18 protein-coding genes, 2 tRNA genes and 1 pseudogene are annotated in these 16,061 nt (G+C 71.1%); 13 read left to right on the top strand and 8 right to left on the bottom strand.

What is annotated here, in order from left to right:
• Positions 1-78 precede the first annotated feature (78 nt).
• Both H958_RS49140 and H958_RS47730 read right to left on the bottom strand, forming a co-directional pair.
• Positions 79-717 carry a cupin domain-containing protein gene (locus H958_RS49140; protein WP_196807471.1) on the bottom strand — a complete coding sequence of 213 codons (639 nt, stop codon included), beginning with the start codon at positions 715-717 and terminating at the stop codon, positions 79-81.
• Between the two features lie 54 nt (positions 718-771).
• Positions 772-1,526: pseudogene (locus tag H958_RS47730) on the bottom strand (NADP-dependent oxidoreductase).
• 603 nt (positions 1,527-2,129) lie between these two features.
• Between H958_RS47730 and H958_RS0120370 the strand changes: the two are divergent.
• Together H958_RS0120370 and H958_RS43780 are read left to right on the top strand one after the other, a co-directional pair.
• Complete coding sequence (locus H958_RS0120370; RefSeq protein WP_028060002.1) at positions 2,130-3,056, top strand: TIGR03560 family F420-dependent LLM class oxidoreductase; 927 nt, start codon at positions 2,130-2,132, stop codon at positions 3,054-3,056.
• A gap of 264 nt (positions 3,057-3,320) precedes the next feature.
• A complete protein-coding gene (locus H958_RS43780) occupies positions 3,321-4,205 on the top strand; it encodes a tyrosine-type recombinase/integrase (protein ID WP_051324576.1) in 885 nt (294 codons plus the stop codon).
• Between the two features lie 26 nt (positions 4,206-4,231).
• Here H958_RS43780 and H958_RS46520 read toward each other — a convergent pair whose 3' ends face one another.
• A complete protein-coding gene (locus H958_RS46520) occupies positions 4,232-4,378 on the bottom strand; it encodes a hypothetical protein (RefSeq protein ID WP_156028108.1) in 147 nt (48 codons plus the stop codon).
• Positions 4,379-4,749: 371 nt separating this feature from the next.
• On the opposite strand from H958_RS46520, the gene H958_RS0120355 reads away from it, so the two are divergent.
• Complete coding sequence (locus tag H958_RS0120355) at positions 4,750-5,007, top strand: hypothetical protein (protein ID WP_028060001.1); 258 nt, start codon at positions 4,750-4,752, stop codon at positions 5,005-5,007.
• Positions 5,008-5,181: 174 nt separating this feature from the next.
• On the opposite strand, the gene H958_RS0120350 is transcribed toward H958_RS0120355, so the two are convergent.
• Both H958_RS0120350 and H958_RS43775 read right to left on the bottom strand, forming a co-directional pair.
• Positions 5,182-5,255 (bottom strand) — tRNA-Pro (locus tag H958_RS0120350).
• Positions 5,256-5,834, bottom strand: a complete 579-nt coding sequence (locus tag H958_RS43775) for a peptidyl-tRNA hydrolase (protein ID WP_051324575.1) — start codon at positions 5,832-5,834, stop codon at positions 5,256-5,258.
• On the opposite strand from H958_RS43775, the gene H958_RS0120340 reads away from it, so the two are divergent.
• From H958_RS0120340 to H958_RS0120300, 9 genes are all read left to right on the top strand, one after another.
• Positions 5,833-6,900, top strand: coding sequence for a threonine aldolase family protein (locus H958_RS0120340; protein WP_051324574.1), 1,068 nt, complete (start codon positions 5,833-5,835; stop codon positions 6,898-6,900). The two genes, H958_RS43775 and H958_RS0120340, sit on opposite strands and share 2 nt — an antisense overlap.
• A gap of 86 nt (positions 6,901-6,986) precedes the next feature.
• On the top strand, positions 6,987-8,672 hold the full coding sequence (locus H958_RS43770; RefSeq protein ID WP_051324573.1) for an efflux RND transporter periplasmic adaptor subunit: 1,686 nt from the start codon (positions 6,987-6,989) through the stop codon (positions 8,670-8,672).
• Positions 8,669-9,358, top strand: coding sequence for an ABC transporter ATP-binding protein (locus H958_RS0120330; RefSeq protein ID WP_028059999.1), 690 nt, complete (start codon positions 8,669-8,671; stop codon positions 9,356-9,358). Before H958_RS43770 ends, H958_RS0120330 begins: the two co-directional genes overlap by 4 nt.
• A complete protein-coding gene (locus H958_RS0120325) occupies positions 9,355-10,572 on the top strand; it encodes an ABC transporter permease (RefSeq protein ID WP_028059998.1) in 1,218 nt (405 codons plus the stop codon). The genes H958_RS0120330 and H958_RS0120325 overlap by 4 nt, the downstream gene beginning before the upstream one ends.
• Positions 10,569-11,132 carry a hypothetical protein gene (locus H958_RS43765; RefSeq protein ID WP_051324572.1) on the top strand — a complete coding sequence of 188 codons (564 nt, stop codon included), beginning with the start codon at positions 10,569-10,571 and terminating at the stop codon, positions 11,130-11,132. Before H958_RS0120325 ends, H958_RS43765 begins: the two co-directional genes overlap by 4 nt.
• Entirely contained in the window at positions 11,129-11,797 is a 669-nt protein-coding gene (locus H958_RS43760; protein WP_028059997.1) for a hypothetical protein, read from the top strand. The genes H958_RS43765 and H958_RS43760 overlap by 4 nt, the downstream gene beginning before the upstream one ends.
• 24 nt (positions 11,798-11,821) lie before the next feature.
• Positions 11,822-12,481: an NUDIX hydrolase gene (locus H958_RS39020; protein ID WP_051324571.1), complete on the top strand. Its 660-nt coding sequence runs from the start codon at positions 11,822-11,824 to the stop codon at positions 12,479-12,481.
• 100 nt (positions 12,482-12,581) lie between these two features.
• A tRNA-Arg gene (locus tag H958_RS0120305) sits at positions 12,582-12,654 on the top strand.
• Positions 12,655-12,719: 65 nt separating this feature from the next.
• Positions 12,720-13,859, top strand: a complete 1,140-nt coding sequence (locus tag H958_RS0120300; protein ID WP_231379320.1) for a hypothetical protein — start codon at positions 12,720-12,722, stop codon at positions 13,857-13,859.
• A 64-nt stretch (positions 13,860-13,923) separates the two neighbouring features.
• Here H958_RS0120300 and H958_RS0120295 read toward each other — a convergent pair whose 3' ends face one another.
• Complete coding sequence (locus H958_RS0120295; protein ID WP_028059995.1) at positions 13,924-14,733, bottom strand: NAD(P)H-binding protein; 810 nt, start codon at positions 14,731-14,733, stop codon at positions 13,924-13,926.
• Between the two features lie 9 nt (positions 14,734-14,742).
• Positions 14,743-15,177, bottom strand: coding sequence for an ester cyclase (locus tag H958_RS0120290; protein ID WP_028059994.1), 435 nt, complete (start codon positions 15,175-15,177; stop codon positions 14,743-14,745).
• A 156-nt stretch (positions 15,178-15,333) separates the two neighbouring features.
• On the opposite strand from H958_RS0120290, the gene H958_RS0120285 reads away from it, so the two are divergent.
• Entirely contained in the window at positions 15,334-15,519 is a 186-nt protein-coding gene (locus tag H958_RS0120285) for an STAS domain-containing protein (RefSeq protein WP_028059993.1), read from the top strand.
• A gap of 177 nt (positions 15,520-15,696) precedes the next feature.
• Here the strand turns inward: H958_RS0120285 and H958_RS46515 are convergent, their stop codons facing one another.
• Positions 15,697-15,855 carry a LysR family transcriptional regulator gene (locus tag H958_RS46515; RefSeq protein ID WP_196807469.1) on the bottom strand — a complete coding sequence of 53 codons (159 nt, stop codon included), beginning with the start codon at positions 15,853-15,855 and terminating at the stop codon, positions 15,697-15,699.
• Positions 15,856-16,061 lie beyond the last annotated feature (206 nt).

Here is a 16,061-nt window from a genome sequence, read left to right as displayed (position 1 = left end):
GCCCAGAGTGCCCATATTCGACGCCTTCGAGCCTTCGGTCGTCGAGACCTGGTGTCCTGTCAGGTGGAGCGCTCGCTGTTAGTTGAGCGAGCGGCTGTAGCCGGCGAAGGATCGTCGGGATGCCGGCGCCGACCGCGGGGAGCGCCGTGCCCGTGGGTAGCGCTCGCACACTCGCTCAGGTGTACCGACACTTCGGTGAGGTCGACGCCGCTGAAAGATTGCCGCTGCACGACCTCGCCCTCGCCCGCCGGAGTCACCTTCCGATGCTGAACACATCGGTAGTGAATGCCCTTGGAATGCCCCTATTTTGCCGGATCGTCGACTTTGAGCTTCTCCCGTGCGTGAGATGAAGACGACGAGCAGCTTCGCTGGTTTCGTCCGGTTGGTATTTGCGGTGAGCACGTGGTGGGCGCCGGGCTGTTCGACCCAGTTTTCGCCTTGGTGGTAGGTACGCGTCGGCTCGCCCTCGAGTCTGCTGGCGACAGTTCCCTCGAGCACGTAGGCATAAACGAAAGCTGCGCCGTGACGATGCGGCGCCGCACGTGCCCCTGGAGGGAAGTCTACGATCGCCGAGGTGAACGTCTTGCCCTCGACATTCGGAAGCGCCGTTTGGAACAGCGAGGACAGCGTCTCGGACGGCGCTCGCCCGCTGGCAACAACTGGCTCCTTGCCGGTCGCGCGCTCTGCCGAGTTCCCGCATGCGGTGGCCGTGGCCATGATGCCGGCAGCTATAAGGCCGCAGGTGAGCCATCTTCTGACCATGCTGCTCTCTTAGCCGGTGTCGGTGATTCGGATGATCGTCTTGCCGTGGGTGCGTCGGTCGGGGACGAACGCGGCGGGCGCCTCGGGGAGCGTGCGCACGGCTCCGACGATCGGCTTGAGCCGGCCGTCCCGCACCCGCTGTGCAAGGTCGGTGAGCCGACCGCGATCGGGTTCGACGACAAAGAAGATCGCCCGCCCGTCATCGGGCCGCACCTCGACCGGCGAGACGATGCTGACGAGCGTGCCGCCGGGGCGCACCAGGCCGGCCGAGCGATCGCGGATATCGCCGCCGATGACGTCGAACACGAGGTCGACCTCGCCGACATCGTCCAGTTGATCGGCCTGAGTGTCCACGAAGTCATCGACGCCGAGACCGAGTGCGGTCTCCCGATCGGCGGCCCTGCCGGTGCCCATCACTCGGGCTCCTACTTCGCGCGCGAGTTGCACCGCGATCGATCCGACACCGTCGGCCGGGAGTGGGGCGAGGTTGCGCGCCTCCACCGCCACGTACTCGGCCAGTGAGCCGTTGCGGGTCCAGTCGCTCACTCCGAACACCTGCTGACCCACGGTAAGGCCGGTGGTTCCGTAACCGAGCTCGGCTACGACACCCGACAGCTCGTGTCCGGGCACGCTCCGAGTCCGGTCGCGGCCGGCGCGATCGCACCAGGTTCCCGGCCAGTCAAGCTCGCCGGGGTGAACCCCGCGGCATCCACCCGCACGATGACGTCGTTCTCGGCGGCGCGGGGATATGGGACCTCCGTCAAGGAGAGCCGACCGACACCGGCGGTGCGGTCTCGAACGGTATGGCATGCATGGCAAGTATCCGTATGTGGTGCGGAGTCTCGGGATTCGAGCGCACGGCCCATCCGCACTCACATCAACCCATCGTCTTGAGGGCCACCAGCACACTGGATAACACGGGCGGCACCTTTACCTCGCAAACGCGGCAGGACTGGCAAAGCTCTTGCGCCATGTGCACCCGAAGGTCTTGCATGTTACGCGCGCAATTGTGTACAATCGCGCCTTCGAGGTTCGTGCGGTAGCGCGGTGATGCATGCTCGAGTCGTCATGTGCTCGTTCGGTAGCAGGAATCGAGCGAGACTCTGCCTGCCACGAATACAGAATGAGACTTTCGGGCTGGCAGCCCGGGTTCGGCGTTGACGGGACCGTACGCCCGCTCAAACGGCGCGGCTGTGACAAGGACGCGCAACGGTGGCCGTGAACGACGAGATCGACGGCACGCGGGACGGCCCAGGCCGCGAACGCGGTCGACGGCCCCACGGCGGACGGCCTCGCCGCGGCCCTGATCGGGTTCTCCTTCGTGCGGCTGCGCCGGCGGCCCTGAGCAACGAACCTAGCCTGAGGAAATGCGGATCGACGGCAACCAGCTGCGCTTCGGCATCCATTCCGGGCAGCAGAACGCGAGCTTTGACGAGTACCTGGCGATCTGGCGGTTGGCCGAGGAGGTGGGGTTCGAGTGGGCCTCGGTCTTCGACCACTTCCAGCCGATCCAGTCCGACCCCACCGGCCCGTGCTTCGAAGGGCTGACCCTGCTGTCGGCGATGGCCGCCCACACCACCCGCCTGCGCTGCGGGATCATCGTGAGCGGCGTCACCTACCGCAACCCGGGCGTGCTGGCCAAGATCGCGGCCACGATCGACCACGTCTCCGGCGGCCGGATGGAGCTCGGCGTCGGCGCGGCCTGGAACCAGGCCGAGCACGACCAGTACGACATCCCGTTCCCGCGCATCGGCGTGCGCCTGGACATGCTCGACGACGCCTGCCGGATCCTGCGCGCGCTCTGGACCGAGCCGCGCGCCACCGTCGACGGCCGCCGCCTGAGCGTGCACGACGCGCTCTGCGAGCCCAAGCCGCTGCAGCACCCGATGCCGCTGTGGATCGGCGGCTCGGGTGAGAAGCGCACGTTGCGGATCGTCGCCGAGCACGCCACCGGCTGGAACACGTTCTTCGGCGACCCGGCCCAGTTCCGGCACAAGCTCGACGTGCTCGAGCGCCACTGCGGCGACGTCGGCCGCGACCCGGCCGAGATCCGCAAGCAGATCGTGATGGTCGCGGTGCTCGGCGCCACCGAGGCCGAGGCGCACGCACGCGCCCGCGACGAGGGGCCCAACGACAGCCGCGTCATCGGCACGCCCGAGCAGTGCGTCGAGCTGCTGCGCCCGTACCGCGAGCTCGGCGTCGGCGACTTCCTGGTGCTCGCCCGCCCACCGCTGGACGAGCGGACGATCACGCTCTTCGCGCGCGAGGTGGCGCCTGCGCTACGCGCCGCGTAGAACGGTCAGCGGACTCGCGCACGAGCCTCGGCGGCGCCGATGAAGCCGCGCCAGCCAACACCTTTGGAACGCGCTCGCAGCCAGACGACGAGCGCGTCAACGCGGGCTGTTGCTGAAAGCCGGCGATGCCGGTGTCGTCGTCGGCGGGCTACATGCTGCGCGCCCGGGTGACGGCCACAACGTTGCGCCGGTCCGCTGGGCGGCGCACAACGCGCCCGCGGCGGATCCGAGCCGGCCGTCCGGCGGTTCCGACAAGATCCGCGGGTGTCCGCTGACCAGATCCTCGCCGACTACGACCGCTGGGTGCAGCGCCAAGCGCTCGCCGCTCGCACCCGCGCCGGCTACCGCCGCTGGGTCAGCGAGCTCGTCGCCCACCTGCAGGCCGGCGACGAACTGCGCAGGTTCCTCGCCCGCGACGGGGAGCACGACCGCCGCGCCCTCCTGGGGGACTGGCGCAGGCGCCTCGTCGACCGCGCCCTCGCGCCCTCGACGGTCAACCTCGCACTGGCCGCGGCGACGTCGCTGCTGGACTCGCTCGCGCTGCCCGCACCGCGCGTGCCGCGCGTCGAAGTCGACCCCGTGCCGCCGCGGGCCCTCACGCCGGAGCAACTACGCGAGGTTCAGCTCGAGACCGACCGTCTCCGGTCGACCCGCGACCGGGCGATCATGGAGCTGCTATTGCGCACGCGCCTGCGGATCGGCGAGCTCGCCGACCTGGACGTCGGTGATGTGCGCCTGACGCAGCGCACCGGCGAGCTCGTCATTCGCCACGCCAAGGGTGACCGCCGCCGCGTCGTGCCCCTCAACCGTGGCGCCCGAGCCGCGCTGCGACCGTGGCTCACCGACCGCCAGAACCATCCAACCGGGCCGGAGCGCGATCGCGGGCCGCTGTGGATCTCCCGGACCGGCGAGCAGCTGTCGGTGCGCTCGATCACCAAGCTGGTCACGAAGGTGATGGCGGCGGCCGGCGTGCAGGAGACCGCGCACGGGCTGCGGCACACGCTCGCGACACGGCTGGTCCGGGAGCACGGCCGCGACTTGGCGCTGGTTGCCGACGTGCTCGGTCGCGCCGATGTCAGGACCACGCGCCGTTACGCGCGCTCCGGGATTGAGGATCGCCGCGCGGCGCTCGAGGCGCTCGACCGCTGACAACGCGCCTCCCGGGCCGTGCTCGATCACGCCGCCAGGTCGGCCTCGTCGTCGGTGGCGTGCGGGTCGCGCAGTGGTCGCAGCGCACCATTGAGCTGCGGGTGGGCGAAGGTGTAGCGGCCGTCCGCGAACACGTCGTGGAGCCCGGTCGCGCGGCCGTCGCGGGCGAGCAACCGCCCTGCGCAACGAGTAGCTCCGCACCGCTGCGGGGCACTGCGCTTGCCCAACTGGGCGTTCGAGTCGGCGGCGCTCGACCTCGCGCTGCGCCAGGCCGGCCGCTCCCTGCACGACGCGCTCGGACGCGAGCCGCAGCCGGTGCGCTTCGTGACCTCGCTCGGCCTCGGCAAGCAGCCTTCGATCGAGCCGGTGCGCCGGCGGCTCGCCCGCTCGCCCGGTGTGCGCTTCAAGCTCGACGCGGAGGCGACCTGGGCGCCGGCGCTCGTTGACGAGGTCGCAGCGACCGGCGCGGTCGACACGATCGACTTCAAAGGCCATCACGGCTTCGAGGTCGAGGACCGGGGCGCTGGGTGCGCTGTACGACCACGTGCTCGCCGCGTTCCCGGACGCCTGCCTGGAGGACCCGCACGACCTGCCCGAGATCGCGCAGCGGCTCGGCGATCACATCGAGCGCGTCTTCTACGACTCGCCGATCCGCACCGCCGAGGACATCGGCGCGACGCCGCTGGCCGCGCGCGTGGTGAACACTCCGGTGAGCCTCCGTGAACGCCGCCTGACCGTCGCGGCCCACGCGGACGACCGGGGTCACGGCGGGCCACCACAGGTACCTCACCGCCGTGCCTGACTTCCCACCCGCGGAGCCCGGGCTCGCCGGCACGGCGTCGCCGGCAACCACACGCGCGTCCGGGCCGACACCGGGCCGGCACCGACAAGAAGCCGGCAGCTCCCCGGCGCTACTCCGGCGATTCGGACTGCAGCGGATGCGCGACGCCCCGCATCCGCAGGCCTTCCCAGTGAATCGGGGCGCCGGGATTTGAACCCGGGACCTCGTGCTCCCAAAGCACGCGCGCTACCAGGCTGCGCCACGCCCCGTCAGCCGGCGAGTATCGCAGGAGCGAGGGCCCGGACGGTTACGGTTCCCGGTGCGACTTCGGTGAGCCCGGCGTCGACGACCTCGGCGATGCAGCGCGGCAGCGCGTCGAACTCGGCCGGTGTGGGGAGGACGACGCGCGCCGGGCAGCCCGCGTCGGTCCACGCCGGCAGCGCGTCGGCGGCCATGACCGCCGCGTGGGCGATCTGGGCGAGCGTCTTGCCCGAGCTCATGGCGATGCGCGGGTTCAGCGCGTAGGTGAGGCGCCCGTCGGGCGCGGCACCCGCCGGCGGCGGCTCGAGCTCTGTGCTCATCGCCTGCAGCTTGGCGAGCAGCGGCGCGCGCTCGGAGCGGCGCACCGGCGGGAGCGCGGCGACCGCGTCGCCGGCCAGCGCGTGCGGGAGCTCGAGCACCTGGTCCCACTGCCCGCCGGTGCGCGCCCGCAGCGTCACCTTCCCTGGCCGCTCGCGCCACTGCTCGGGGACCTCGAAGCCGCGCACGCACGCGACCGCGGCGGCGCCCGCAAGCTCGCCGCCGGTGGACAGATCGGAGAACGCGCCGCGCCGGACGACGAGGTACATGCGATACGGATCGATGCGGATATCGTCGTGGCCCGTGCGCAACTTCGCCAGCGACAACTACGCCACGGCCCTGCCCGAGGCGCTCGAAGCCATCGCCGCGGCCAACCACGGCCCGGCCGTCTCCTACGGCGCCGACGACTGGACCGCGCGGTTGCAGGAGCGCGTGCGCGAGCACTTCGGCGCCGCCGCCGTCGCGTTCCCGGTCTTCAACGGCACCGGCGCCAACATCGTCGGCCTGCGCTCGATGCTCAAGCCGTGGCAGGGCGTCATCTGCGCCGCGACCGCGCACCTGAACGTCGACGAGGGCGGCGCCCCGGAGGTGCTCGGCGGCATCAAGCTGCTGACCGTCCCGACGCCTGACGGCAAGCTCACCCCGGAGCTGGTCGATCGCCGGATGGTCCGCATCGGCGACGAGCACGCTTCGCAGCCCGGCGTCGTATCGATCACGCAGTCGACCGAGCTCGGCACCGTCTACACGCCGGCGGAGATGGCGGCGATCGGCGAGCACGCGCACGCGCACGGGATGCTCTTCCACGTCGACGGGTCGCGCCTGGCCAACGCGGCGGCGTCGCTCGACGTGCCGCTGCGCGCGATCGCGACCGACGTCGGCGCCGACGTCGTGTCCTTCGGCGGGACCAAGGTCGGGCTCGTGGCCGGCGAGGCGGTGATCGTGCTGCGCGACGATCTGACTGATCCGGTGCGCTATCTGCGCAAGCAGACCGTGCAGCTCGCGTCGAAGATGCGCTTCATCTCCGCGCAGCTGGAGGCGCTGCTGACCGGCGACCTGTGGCGCCGCGCGGCGGGCCACGCGAACGCGATGGCGCGGCGGCTGGGGGAGGCGGTCGAAGGGCTCGACGGCATCCGGCTCACGCAGGCCGTCCAGGCCAACGGCGTCTTCGCGATCCTGCCCGAAGGTGCCGCCGAGCGCCTGCAGGAGGACTTCCACTTCTACTTCTGGGAGGAGCACACCCGCGAGGTGCGCTGGATGTGCGCGTGGGATACGCGCGAGGAGGACGTCGACGCGTTCGCGGCGGCGATCTCGCAGCTCGTCGGGTCCCTCGCATAGGCGGGGGAACGCGCCTGATTTAAACACTTCTTCAGCTTCTCCCTCGGCGCCCTTACATAGGTCTGGCTTCCTTCTGGCGGTCACGGATGCCGCCACGGAAGCCGCCACGTAAGAAGCCGCCACGACGGCGCCGTCCCGCGAAGCCGAAGCAGCCTTCGGCGCGCCGCGGGCTTCCGGCCGTTCCGGTCCTGCTGGGGCTCGGCACGGCCGCCACGGTCGTCGTCGCGGTGCTGTCGGTCGGCTCCTCCTCCCAGGCCACGGTCTCCGAGCGCGTCGTCACGGTCTCCCGGGGCGTCGTGCAGACGGTCGTCTCCGGCAGCGGGAACCTCGCGCCGGCGAACCAGCTGGACGTGAACTTCGGCACCACCGGCCGGATCAAGAAGATCTACGTCAAGGAGGGCGAGCACGTCTCGCAGGGCGACCTGCTGGCCAAGCTCGACGACGCGAGTCAGCGCGTCGACCTGGCGCAGGCGCAGGCGCAGCTCGTGGACGCCCAGGACGCGCTCGACCAGGTCGAGTCGGGCGGCACGACCGCGCAGACGGCGTCGCGCGGCGGGACGGCGACGGCGACGGAGGCGGTGGCGACTGCGTCGGACGGCGGGACCATGGTCGCCGTCGCGGCGCAGGTGAGTCCGCCGCCGACGCCGTCGCCCTCGGCGACGCCGACGGCAACGCCCAAGCCGGGCGCGACCGCCACGCCCGATCCGCGCGCGACGCCGACGCCCCGCGCCACGGCCACGCCCAAGCCGCGCGCCTCGGCCACTCCCAAGCCGCGCGCCTCGGCGACGCCGGCGCCGGTGCAATCGGGCGGCGGCTCGCGCGGCGGCGGCTCGTCGTCCTCCTCCGGCGGAGGCTCGTCCTTGAGCTCCGGGGGCTCGGCGGGCGGCGGCTCGACGATGAGCCTCCAGTCTGCCCAGGCCGGCGTCGAGAGCGCCGAGCTCGCGGTCAAGGAGGCCCAGGGCGCGCTCGACGCGACCACCCTGCGCGCGCCCGCCGCGGGCACGATCGCGTCGATCTCCGACGACGTCGGCGACACCGTCGGCAGCGGCTCGTCGTCGTCGTCCTCCTCGTCGGGCTCGGGCTCGGGCTCGGGCTCGGCCGGAGGCGGCGGCGGGGCCGCGAGCTCGGGCGCGAGCAGCACGAGCAGCTCGGGCTTCATCGTCCTCGCGCAGCTCTCGCGGCTGAAGATGGAGGTCGCGCTGAGCGAGTCCGACATCGGCAAGGTCGAGACCGGCCAGAAGGCGACGGTGACGATCAACGCCGTCTCGGGCGAGCAGGTCGGCGCGCACGTCACGGCGATCGGCGTGCTCTCGAGCTCCAGCGGCTCGGGCACCAGCAGCGCAGTCAGCTACCCGGTCACGGTGACGCTCGACCAGAACGCCGACGGCGTCCGCGCCGGGATGAGCGCGACGGCCGACATCATCACCGGCCAGGCCTCGGGCGTCACCGTTCCCAACCAGGCGCTTCGCGGCTCCACCGTCACCGTCGAGCGCAACGGCGAGCGCACCACCCAGCGCGTCCAGACCGGCGTCGTGGGGGACAGCACGACCCAGGTCGTGAGCGGGCTGAACACCGGCGACAAGGTCGTGATCACGTCCACCAGCGCGCTCGCCGGCAGCACGGCCGGCGGACGGACGCAGGGCGCCGGCGGCGCGGGCGGCTTCGGCGGCGGACTCGGGGGCGGCGGCGGCTTCGGCGGCGCCGGCGGCGGAGGGTTCCGCGGCGGCGGCGGCGGCTTCGGCGGCGGCGGCGGGTTCCGCGGCGGCGGATGAGCACGGCGGTCATCGAGCTGCGCGACGTCTCGCGCACCTACCAGGTGACCGAGGACGTCATGGTGCACGCGCTGCAGAGCGTCTCACTGCTGATCGAGCGCGGCGAGCACGTCGCGATCATGGGCAGCTCCGGCTCCGGCAAGAGCACGCTGATGCACATCGCGGGCTGTCTCGACTCGCCGACGGCGGGGACCTATCTGCTCGACGGCGTCGACGTGCGCGACATCGACGAGGACGACCTGTCGGACCTGCGCAACCGCAAGATCGGGTTCGTCTTCCAGGCCTTCAACCTCGTCCCGCGCACGAGTGCGCTCGCCAACGTCGAGCTGCCGCTCACCTACGCGGGGCTGAGCCGGGCGCAGCGGCGGCGCCGCGCGACCGACGCGCTGCTCGCCGTCGGGATGGGCCAGCGGCTCCACCACCTGCCGTCCGAGCTCTCCGGCGGCCAGCAGCAGCGCGTCGCCGTCGCGCGCGCCATCGTCACCAACCCCGCGCTGGTGCTCGCCGACGAGCCGACCGGCAACCTTGACTCGCACTCCACGCACGAGGTGCTGGAGCTGTTCGCGTCCCTGAACGCCGAGGGCCGGACGGTCGTGCTGATCACGCACGAGGAGGACGTCGCTGCGCGCGCGCGGCGCGTGATCCGGCTGGCCGACGGCGAGGTCGTCGAGGACCGCCGGACATGAACGCGCGCGAGACGCTGCGCATCGCGCTGGCCGGGATCGCGGCGAACAAGCTGCGCTCCGGCCTGACGATCCTCGGCATGACGATCGGCGTCGCGGCCGTGATCATCCTCGTCGCCGTCGGCAACGGCTCCAAGCAGGCGGTCCAGGCACGCATCAACGCCCTCGGATCCAACGTCCTGCTCGTGCAGGCGCAGGGCGGCCGCTTCGGCCCGGGAGGCGGAGGCGGCGCGTCGGTCACCTTCGACCAGCGCGACGTGGACGCGCTGAGCGACAGCTTCAACGCGCCTGACATCAAGGCGGTGTCGGCGGTCGAGAACGCGACCGGCACCACGCTGGTGAGCGGATCGGTGAGCTACCAACCGAGCACGTTCACCGGAACCGTGCCGTCGTACCTCGACACGCGCTCCTACACCGTCGCGACGGGCCAGATGTTCTCCTCGGCCGACGTGAAGGCGCACAAGCGCGTCGTCGTGCTCGGGCCGACGGTCGTGCAGAACCTGTTCTCGGGCGCCGATCCGGTGGGCCAGACCGTTCGCGTGAACGGCACGGGCTTCCAGGTCATCGGCGTCACCGCGCCCAAGGGCTCCAACGGAGCGCAGGACCAGGACGACGTCGCGTTCGCGCCGCTCACCGCCGTGCAGGACTCGCTGACCGGGTACGGCGGGCTGAGCTCGATCACCGTGCAGGCGAAGTCGGCCTCCGCGCTCAACGCCGCGCAGGCCGAGGTCGAGTCGATCCTCTATGAGCGCAAGAACGTCACCGACCCGACGAACCCCGGGTTCTCCGTGATCAACCAGGGGTCGGTGCTCGAGGCGTCCGACGCGACCACGAACGTGTTCACGACGCTGCTCGGCGCGGTCGCGGCGATCTCGCTGCTGGTCGGCGGAATCGGAGTGATGAACATCATGCTCGTCTCGGTCACCGAGCGAACGCGCGAGATCGGGATCAGGAAGGCGATCGGCGCGCGGCGGTCGGACATCCTCGCCCAGTTCCTCGCCGAGGCGGTGCTCGTCTCGATGATCGGCGGGCTCACCGGAGTGGCGGTGGGAATCATCGGCAGCCACTTCAAGATCGCCGGCGTCGAGCCCTCGATCGCCCTGTACTCGGTCTTCCTCGCGTTCGGCGCCTCCGTCCTCGCCGGGCTGTTCTTCGGCACGTATCCCGCAGGCCGCGCGGCGCGCATGCGCCCGATCGACGCATTGAGGTTCGAATGACCACAGCAGAGCTGGAGCTTCCCCGGCGGCCGCGCCGCAAGCTCGTGACGCCCTTGACCGCCTCGCTGACCGCCGTGCTGCTCGCGGCGCTCGGGTTCATCGGCGGCGTGCAGATGCAGAAGTCCTCCGGGAGCACACCGTCCACGGGCGGCGCGGCGGCGGGCGGGTTCGCTCGCGGGGGCGGCGCGGGTGGCGGCGGCGCGGCGGGCGGTCGCGCCGGCGGTGGCGCGGGCTTCGGCGGGGGCGGTGCGGGCGGCGCCGACGCGACGACCGGCTCGGTCGCCAACGTCGACGGCAAGACGCTCTACGTGACCGACTCGAGCGGCAACACGATCCGCGTCAAGACGACCGGCAGCTCGAAGGTCACGCGGACCGCGACCAGCAAGGCCACGGACGTGCACCCGGGCGACACGGTGATCGTCCAGGGGACGAAGTCCAGCAGCGGCACGGTGACGGCGACGTCGATCACCGCGACCGCCAAGAACGCGACGAGCGGGCTCGCCGGGCTGTTCGGCGCTCGCGGCGGAGCACCAGCGAATCAGGAAGGAAACGGCGGATGAGCGAGGACAAGACGACGGTGCTCGAGGAGCCGCACGACCAGGACGAGGAGTACGACGACGACTACCGCGGGCCGGGGCGCACGATCGCCATCGCCGCCGTCGTCGCGATCGCGCTGGGCGCGATCGGCTACTTCGCCGGTCACGCCGGCGCCGGCGGCGGCCCGTCGACGTTCGCCGAGGCCGTCCAGCAGGCGCAGGACGGCAAGCTCGCGTGCGGCGACACGGGCGTGGCCGCGGCTCCGACCGGGGGCGGCGCCGGCGCGGGCGCGGCGGGCACGGGCCAGGCGGGTGCGCCTCCGCGCGGGGGTGGCAGCCAGTTCCTCGTGCGCGCGATCTGCCAGGGCCGCCAGAACGGCGGCACGGGCGGTCAGAACGGCGGCACCGGCGGTCAGAACGGCGGTGGCGGCTTCGGCGGCCGCGGCGGGTTCGCGGGCGGGTTCGGCGGCGTGGCCGGCCAGGTCCAGTCGATCAGCGGCGACACGCTGACGCTCCAGGGCCGTCAGGGAACCGTAAAGGTCAAGTTGAGCTCTAGCACGACGGTTCGCAAGAGCGCCACGGGCTCGGTCGGAGACATCAAGCCGGGTGCCACAGTGACGGTCGCCGGCACGGGCCAGAACAACGAGAACCCCGCCACCAGCGTCACGATCGTGCCGGCCACGCAATGACCGGCTCCGTCATGCTGGGGCCGGATGCGAGCGACCAACGATGCCGGCTATGACGCCCCGATCGGCCTGACCGCCGACCCGGTCGTCTTCACTCTGCTCGACGGAGCGCTCTGCGTCCTGCTGGCCCGCCGGCTCGAGGAGCCGCAGCGGGGGATGTTCGCGCTCCCGGGCGGCTTCGTCGGAACCTCCGAGTCGCCCGAGCAGACCGCGGAGCGCAAGCTGCGTGAGAAGACCGGCGTCGGCTCGGTGCATCTCGAGCAGCTGCGCACCTATGCCGACCCGTCCCGCGACCCGCGCGGGTGGCTGCCCTCGATCGCCTACATGGCGCTGGTCAGGCCGGAGATCCTGCCCGCGTCCCCGCCGGCCCACCGCGACGCCTCCTGGCACCCGCTCGCCGCACTCCCGCCCCTGGCGCTCGACCACGCCGGGATCGTCGACGACGGCCTTTGGCGCCTGCGCGCACGGGTCGCCGACAAGTCCTGGTTCGTGAGCAAGGGAGCGGGCCTGCTCCCCGAGCCGTTCACGCTGCGGCAGGCGCAGCGCCTGTACGAGGCGCTGCGCGGCGAGCGGGTCGACGCGGCGAACTTCCGCCGCGACGTCCTCGCGACGGGTCTGCTCTCGGACACGGGCGAGCAGCGCTCGGAAGGTCCAGGGCGCCCTGGACGCCTCTACCGGCGCACCTGACCGCTGGCGTCCCGCCCGACCCGGGTTAAGCTCCCGGGCCGAGCCCCTGTAGCTCAGCTGGATAGAGCAGCGGACTTCTAAGTCCGCGACAGGCGGCCACGCCCCCGTAGCTCAGTGGACAGAGCAGCGGCCTTCTAAGCCGACGGTCGGAGGTTCAAATCCTCCCGGGGGCGCTGGTTGCAAGGCCTTGCACAGAGCCAGATCTGTGCAAGGCTCGACAAGGCCGCCTCTACTCTCCATGGGGCGAAACGAGGGCGTAACGGGGGCGCAGCGACGGTCCGGTGCACTGCCGGGGGCGGTCTCCGGGCACTTGCAGGTCAGGGGCACGGAGCGGGCGCGCAAGTACTTCGCGTTGTGGGTGGATGCCGGCGGCGCGAAGCACGCGAGGACGCTCGGCAAGGCTCACGTCAGGGACACGGGTCGGCGCACCGCTCGCGGTGCGGTCGTTTGGCGCGCCGGAAACGGCGACTGCCCGCCGGGCGCGCTCACGCCCAAGATGGGCGAGGACGTGCTCGACCAGATTCTCGACGACGCGCGCACGCCACGCGCCGAGCCTCCGCGTGTGGACACGGGTGCGATTCCGACGTTCGGGGCCGCGGTCGAGCTGTGGCTGTCCTACTTGCGCGTCGAGAAGCAGCGCAAGAAGAGCACGTTGCGCGACGCGACGAACGCCGCGAATACGTATTTGCTGCCGAGGTTCGGCGCTGAGACGCCGCTGTACGAGATCGAGCGCTTCGAGGTCTCGGTGCGAGTGGGCGGTCGCAACCGTTGGGAAGTCCGTGAGGAGCGGCGTGACACGTTCACGACCGAGGACGTGGACGAGTTCCGGCGCGAGCTGCTCGATTCGCATCTGTCGCCGCGGACCGTGCAGAAGATCCTCGTGTTGCTTCACGGTGTGTTCCGGCTCGCGAAGCGGCGGAAGCTGATCGAGTCGAATCCGTCGGCCGACGCCGAGCGGGTCTCGCTCGTTGACAGCGGCAGGTTCAGCATTCTCGAGCCTGCCGAGTTCGAGAGCGTCTACCGAGCGACGCTCGGGCAGCTCGACGAGCGCCCGCGGAGCTCGCGCGAGGGGGACGCGATCGATGAGTTGTCGGATGCCCAGCGCGACATGTTCGCCGGCGCGCTGGCGACGATGTTCTACGCGGGTCCGCGGATGGGGGAGACGCGCGACGTGCAGTGGCGCTGCGTGGTCGGTGCTGCGGATCGAGTCGGGGTTCGTCGAGGGCGAGCGGTCGACTCCGAAGGGCAAGCGGGCCCGATCGGCGCCGCTCGTGCCGCTGCTGGCTCAGCGCCTCGCCGCGCTCAGCACGCGGGCGAGGTTCACCAGCGCCGACGACTACGTCTTCTCCACCGCGCTCGGTGGCCGCGTCACGGATAAGCGCCTGCGGTCGGTGTTCTACGCCGCCCTCATCGCGCCGATGGAGGGCCGAGCGTTGTGGTGGCTAGCGGAACTTGTCGGCGTGGTCGTGCGCCCATTGAGCGAAGGGGCGTGCCGGCCTGTCGGTGATCTCTCGGACCGTTTGCGTGACGATTTCGGGGTCATGTACGAACGAGGCCCACGTTTCTAATGCGCTGGAGGGGATTCCGGTGAGTTCGTCGCGTAGCTGGTCCGGTTGGATCTCTTCCCAGCGCAGCTCGCGTCCTAGGGCCGTTCCGATCGCTCGGACCTGCTCGATCTGGGTGATGGCTTCCGGCCCCGTCAGGACGTGCCGCTGGCCGGCGTGGCCGGGCTCGGTCAGCGCCCGCACAGCGATGTCGGCGATGTCGCGCTGGTCGATCAGCGACCGTGCCGCCTCCCCGTAGACCCAGCGCACGGCATTATCGCGGCGGATCTGGTCGGCCCACATCAGCGTGTTGGCGGCGAACCCGGTCGGTCGCAAGAACGTCCACTCGTCGAAGGAGTGCTCCACGGCGTGCTCGACCGCCGCCCAAGAGGACTCGGGTCTTCGGCTCGCCGCCTCGGCAGACAGGTATACGACGCGGGACGCGTGGCCGCTGATCGCCTGCACGAGCTCCTCGGCACCGCGGCGCGTGAGGAACGGCCAGACCAAGAAGACGCTGTCGCTGCCGCTGACTCGGTTGGCAAACCCAGCCGCGTGTGGGAGCTCGCCGGGCACGAGCTCGACCTGGGGCGGCAGGCCGGCTGTGTCCGGGTCTCGAACCAGCGCCCGCACCGACTCGCCGCGCTCGACAAGCGCCGAGACGACATGACGGCCGACCTTGCCGGTCGCTCCGATCACGAAGTGTCTCATCGACGTTCCCTACGCCGGGACCGCGCCGAGCTGGCGCATTTGCGAGAGGACGTCGACGACCCCCCAGGTCTCGGCGATTCGGCCGTCTGCGAAGCGGAAGATGAAGATCTCGTCGTAGGTAACGGTTTTGCCAGTTGGTGGGATGCCCATGTACTCGCCTTGGTGGGTTCCGGTAACGACGTTCCTGCAGACGACCTTGTCGCCCTCTGCGATCACGTCCTCCACCGCGACGTGGAGGTCGGGGTAGGCCTGAAGGAGGGCTGCCCACACCTGCTTGAGCAATTGCGCGCCCGTCGCTTCAAGCGGCAACGGCGTGTGGATCCGTGCGTCGGGCTCGACGAGCTCGTCGATCATCCTCGAGATCAACTCGATATCGCCGCTGTTGATGGCGTCGTCGAAGCGTCTAAACGTGGCCTTGTTGGCTGTCGTCTGAGCCGTTGACATTTGGCTTCCTCGCTAACGATCTCGTTGTCGAGCGAAGGTACCTGCACGTACGGTCATCTATCGATTCTCGACTTCGCGCCCGCTCCGGCAGCCCCTCATGAAGGCTCCCGTTCGAGCCTCCGGAGTTCGAGTGCGACGTCATTCCCGAGCGCAACCATGTGCGCGTCGCGGCGGCGGCCGAGCTCGACATGGCGTCCGCACCGGATCGCCGAGTTCCGCGACGCGGGCTTCGACCACGTGATCGTGGATCTTCGGGCGCTCGATTTCGTCGACTCGACCGGGCTACGACTCCTGCTGGAGCTGAACTCCGCTGCCCAGCCGACTCGCACCGGCTGGAGCTGATCGCCGGGCGCGCATGACCGCTGCCCGACCCACCTCGGCGTCGAACGCGCGCGGTCCTGCCATCGACCTTCGCCGGCGAACGCGGATCGGCTCGCTGCTCGAGTTCGATCCGGAGCTCGGGCGGCTCCTGAGCCGTGAGCGCGCAGCCGCTGCCGGGCACGACGTGCTCGTAGCGGTTCACAGACGCCCGTGCACCAACTGCGCGCCGAGCTCGCGGATGATCCGGCTGACGCGCGCCGACGTCACATGCGGCCGTTCGGCGGTCCGGCCGAAGTGCAGCTCCTCGCACAGCGTGAGGAACACGTGGATCTCACGGAGCTCGACCGTTGGCCACATGCGCTCAATGGCCGCCGACCTGCGGCCGGCACCCAGGTCGCGCGTCCGACCTGGCACCACGCAGCGACTTGAGCGATCCCCAGGAAACGTCGCGCGAGCTATGCGGGCCGACGCGCAACTCTCGGCTCGGATCGGCCGACCCTACCAGTGCTGACAGGTCGCGAACGGCTCGGAGTAACGGCTGCGCACCCGGCGACCGAGGCGCA

Source organism: Candidatus Solirubrobacter pratensis (assembly GCF_000425945.1).
GTDB classification, from domain to species: domain Bacteria; phylum Actinomycetota; class Thermoleophilia; order Solirubrobacterales; family Solirubrobacteraceae; genus Solirubrobacter; species Solirubrobacter pratensis.
Note: the sequence above shows the minus strand (reverse complement) of the source record. Positions and strands in the feature narration are given on the sequence as shown.